This window comes from Methanosphaera sp., assembly GCF_016282985.1.
GTDB lineage: Archaea > Methanobacteriota > Methanobacteria > Methanobacteriales > Methanobacteriaceae > Methanosphaera.
Map to the genome: position 1 here is coordinate 1 of NZ_JAEELZ010000052.1, position 5,769 is coordinate 5,769.

At 30.8% G+C, this 5,769-nt stretch carries 2 protein-coding genes; both read right to left on the reverse strand.

Translation table 11 applies throughout. The annotated features are described in order from the left end of the window. Positions 1-3,899 (reverse strand): Ig-like domain-containing protein (locus QZZ11_RS03355; protein WP_292473611.1); only part of this gene is annotated, 3,899 nt, incomplete at its 3' end. 257 nt (positions 3,900-4,156) lie between these two features. Then, the coding region (locus QZZ11_RS03360) for an Ig-like domain-containing protein (RefSeq protein WP_292473612.1) at positions 4,157-5,769 on the reverse strand (1,613 nt) is incomplete at its 5' end.

Below are 5,769 nucleotides of genomic sequence, written 5' to 3' on the forward strand. Positions count from 1 at the left end.
TCATAAGGATTATATTTTGCATTTCCACTGTAACCCACACTCAAGTTGTTTACTCCAACTTTGGTTACCAGTACTGACAAGTTGTATTTACCATTTTTATCCGTTTTAGCCAAGTATTTCACACCATTGACAAAGACACGAACATTACTATTGGAGATTGCTTTTCCAAGATTGGTTGTGAATGTACCGGTTATTGTGACATTGGTACCGGCAGGAACCTCCATAACATTATTATAAGTTACAATAACATTCTGCTTACCAACATTAAACGTGGTGTTGACCTCATAAGAATTGTACTTATCATTACCCGCATATCCTACAGTCAAATTATTAACACCGACAGCAGTCACTAAAATGGAAGCATTATAAACACCATTCTTATCTGTCTTAGCCAAGTACTTGACACCATTAACAAATAGTCTCACATTACTATTAGATACTGCCTTACCCAGATTAGTAGTAAAAGTTCCACTTATTGAAACATTTGTACCTGCAGGAACCTCCACAATAGGATTATATGTTACAAATACATCCTGTTTACCAACCAGGAAAGTAGTATTAACTTCATATGGATTATACTTATTGTTACCACTATAACCTATACTTACATTATTGATACCTGAAACTAATGTTTGATTAGAGAAGCAATACATTCCCGCACTATCCGTTTTAGCATAATATTTAACACCATTCAACATAATTTTAACGTTACTGTTAGATATTATCTTACCATCAACATCAGTGAACTTTCCAGTAATAGTCACATTTGCACCTAATGAAACAGAGCCTGTAACTTCATAAGTTATGAGCACGTCCTTTTTAGGAACAATTGTTATTGCTGATGAACTTTGTTCGTAAGAGGGATTATTTCTGAAAGTAGCAGTTATTGCTGTTTCCTGCATTGGTGTTGCTATAGTTAATATAGCTTTGTTATTTTCAATTTTAACTAGCTTGATTAAATTTGGACCGACAAATTGTATATAACCCTTATTCAATTCTTTTCCAATAATATTCTTTGCAATTGCAGTAATTGTTGTTGTATTATCCGAAATATCATATGTAAGTAAAACAATACTTTCCCCTTTCATATTTATTATATATTTAATGGAAGAATTTTTAATACTCTCCGTTCCACTGAAATTTATATACATTGTCTGACTGACATACTCCTCTGGTATCACCATGGTTAATACTGCAACCCCATCCTTAACCGGGACAATATATGAAGAATTATAAATTGAGAATGTCACATTACCTTCATTTACTCCATCACCATATTCATCCATTATGGTTACTGTGAAAGTTGTGTTTTCATATAATCTAGTATCACTGACAGTTAAATCTATATTATTACTGATTGCATTTACTGTAACATTTTTCTTAGCATTTCCATCGGAATATATGTCTTCAGAAATATAATCCACCCATATTGTATTTTGACCTGTTTCACCAAGATAAATAGGTGTTTCAACTTTACCATTATTAATTGGAACTTCTGCTTTTTTTATTCCATTAGAATAAATTACAACTAACCCGTTATCCACAAGTTCATTATTACATGTAACATTAACAACAATTAATGCAGGTTTATTCAATATAACTGTATCGTTTAATTGTATACTTATATTAACATTTTGTTTCGGATAATTATTTATAATATTATTATAGTTTAAGTTAGCATTTACCGTATTTCTACTAAAACTATTATTTGCAATCAGATAATTATTCGTAATGATATTTTCTTTTGAATTATTATCCAATAAAATTGTGTAAACGTTATTTGTTGTTATGTTGTTGTTTATTATCGTAGTATAATTTGTGTTAACAAGAGTTATCGGAACATCATCATATATAATCAAATTATCCCTAATTAAACTATCTTCAGAGTTATTAATAACAATATTACCATAAATTTTGTTATTTACTGTATTAATGTTTGAAGAATCCATATATATTGTACCGTTTATAATCAAATTGGTTAAATTTGAACCTTCTGATCCATCTACAAAATATATGTCACAGTTTAGTACTGTATTATTTATTCCGGATATGTTAATTGCTTTATTGATTATCATTGGTTGTGTGAATGAATTGTTAAAATTAACAAATAGCAAATTACTATCGTTTGGAACACTTTCTAACAAAATATTCGTATTCATATCAAAATAGTCTTCATATTCATTTGGATTAAAATTATTATTCCTTTTTGAAACTATGAATGTATTGTCACCTGAAATTAGATTTGAATTCAACAATTCCAACTGACTATTGTTTGAATAATATTCAAGCAATAAACTATCATTAACGACTATATTTGAATTATTGATGGACAATAATGTTTGTGATAAGTCTGATTTAAAAATATTCACATCAGAATTGTTGATAACAATACCATCCAAACTTGATAACTTAAATTTCAAGTTCTTATTATGAAGATTATTTATAAATAGATTGTTAAATTCAGAACCATTTAAATCAAACAAAATATTTGAATCATCCAATAGTTTAGAATAATCAACTATACAATCTAAGTCAATAATTTCGGCAAAATCATCGATATTTGATTTATCAATAAGAACCCACTGGGTATTATTTTCTAAAACAGGATTAGTTGATTCATTAATAGATAAATTAACATAGTCATTGTTTAAGACAGTACAATTATTTTGATTAATATCAATGGTAATTACTTCATTATCACTAAGAATACTGTTTTCTTTAACGATGACATTTTGAATTGAATTATTATAAACTTGAGAATTTCTTACAATAACTGTTTCAAATTTATTTCCATATACTATAGCATTTGATAAACTGGCAGGACCTTCAATACTATTGTTTATAAACATATTTCCAGAAAGATCGTCATCATCATAGACCATTTCTCCTTCATCATCCATAACCATCTGCGCCATTACAGAAAAATCACCAGCATTTGCCATAGGCCGTGTTGCATTATATAATAATGTGTTATTAATTATTTTATGATTACTTCCCTGCAATACCAATGGAATACATATATTTTGAGCTTGTGCCCTTGAATGATCAATTAAATTATTCTTAAGAGTAATATTCCTATTAGAAGCATATTGATCCAAATTATAAGTAGTGAAATAAAGTACATTACCACAATATCCTTCTGCCCTTACAGTATTATTTTCAATTAATATATCCTGAGCACCAGCACATACAAGAGTACTTACACCTATAGATGAATTACTGTAAAAAAGGGAATTGGTAACATTTACATGATTTGAGAAATCCCTAATACTTGTAACTCCTTGACCAGAACCCACCAAACAATGTTGAACTTCTACAGTAATATTGTTAATATTAACATAACTTGCATTTTTAGTAACAACATGAGTGTTATAAAAATGAACATTGGTTAAATTGGTACCGGAACCTCCTTGATTAATGGTAAAACCAATTTCCCTCTCATTTCCATATAATGCATCATTTGTTGAAGAAATAATATTAACCGGCTTGTTAATAGTTAAAGCAAAACGTTGACCAAAAATTTTACCCTGAAAATCAAGAGTATCACCATCTGATACATTATCATTCAAAAGATGATTAGAAACATATTGATCAAAAGTCTCTGAGTTGAAAATTATTGTTTTAGGTACATTGGAAGTCTCATTTTCATTAAACGAAGAATTATCATCTGTCTTTTGACTATTTTTTTGTACTTTGATAAGATTATTATGAGTCTGATAATTCCTTGAATTATCATTATCCGGGATAATATTTGTTGACCCGATTTGATTATCTTGTTCAACAAAAGGATTATCAACCATATCAACTGAATCATTAGAAACAGTAGATGCGCTAACAACGCCTAAAGTTAAAACTGATAAAAAAAGAAATAATAAACATCCCTTAACATATTTATTCATTTTTTTCACCATTTCATACCCATTAAATATTTTATTAAAATAAAGTAATAAAATTAATTTTAGAATTAATTATTTAAAATTTATCTGTTATATTATATTAAAATATATAATATTTAAAGTTTTATTATAAAAAATAATGTAAAATATATATCATTTTCTAATATTTCAGTTAATTTTTAAGTTTTATTAAATATTATTAATAAAAAATGTAATAAAAAAAATATAAAAAAAAAGAAAAAAGGAATTAATTATAAATTTTATTGTGCTTTTAGAACTGTGAATGTTGTACTGGTTTCGAAAGCATTATACTTGGCACTTCCGCTGTAACCTATTGTTACATTGTTTACTCCTTCTTTGGTAGTTGCTACTGATAAGGTGTATTTTCCAGTGCTGTCTGTTTTTGCATAATACTTTTTACCGTTGATTGTGATTTTTACATTACTGTTTGTAACTGCTTTACCATTTGCATCTTTGAATGTACCAGTAATAGTTACGTTTTCACCAAGTGTTACGTCACTGATTGGTTCGTAGGTTACTACTGCGTCTGCTGCTTTTACATTGAATGTTGCTGTGGTTTCGTATGCGTTGTAGTTGGTGTTTCCACTGTAACCTGCGGTTATTGTGTTTTCACCCACTGTGCTTGCTTTTACTGAGAGTGTGTATGTTCCTGTTTTGTCTGTTTTTGCGTAGTATTTTTTGCCGTCTATTGTTATTTTTACGTTACTGTTACTGATTGCTTTTCCATCGCTGGTGGTGAATTTACCTGTAATGGTTACGTTGTCACCGTATGCGGTTTCTGTAATTTCATCGACTGTTACTATTACGTCTCCTTTTTCAAGGGTGAAAGTAATGGTATCTTCTGATGCATTGTATTTGTCGGTTCCGGCGTAGGTTGCTGTTACTGTTTGTTCTTCGAGTGTTTTGAAGCTTGTTGTGTATTCGAATACTCCACCTTTGGTGGTAACGTCAACAGTTTTATCACCAATGGTTAATGTTACAACTTGGTTGAATAAACCAATACTGTCTTCGTTTACAAGTGTACCACTTATTGTAATATTGGTGTTGTATTTTGCATCTGTTACAGGATCAAGTGTTAGTGTTGTTGCTTTTGGTGCTTTGAGTTGATCTAATTCGTTTTGTAGGTCTTCGATTTGTTGGTTGAGTTCATCGATGAGTTTGGATGTTGGTGTGTTGTTTTCTACTGTTGTGTCGTTTTCTGTTGTGATTACTGCGTAGTTTCCGAATGATCCTGTCATCATGTCTTTGATGAGTATGTAGTTGTTGGTTACTTGTGCGTTTGATGTTTTGTTGAAGTTTATTTCAGATCCGCTGGTGGTTTCTATGTTACATTCTGTGATTGTTACTCCGTCACATAATCCGAAGTATAGGATGTTGTTGTCTTCTGTACCGTTGATTTTTATGTCCATTTCTGTGATGTTTATGTTTTTTGGGATGTTGCCCATCCAGTCAACGTGAGCGTTTACTGCGGTTGCATTGCCACCTTTGATGTCATATGTTGTATCTGCTATTATTACGTCACTGGCACCTTCGATTAATACGCCTGTTGCATCCGGTGATTCAACAGTTATGTTTAATCCGGTTAGGTCAATGCCACTGGATGTTCCAACTGCCATTGCTGTTGCGTATACTCCGTATGCCTGGGTAGCTGCGGTTGAATCGATTGTACCGTCGATTGTTATGTCTACTGCATCGAATAATTGGATACCGTTGGTGTAGTAGTCACTTTCCACGTCAATGTCCACGTTTTCGATTGTTGTATCTTTTGCTCTTCCCACGTTAATACCGTATACATAGTTGGAACCTGTTGCTATTACGGTAACGTTTCTGAGTGTGTTTCCTTCGATTACAA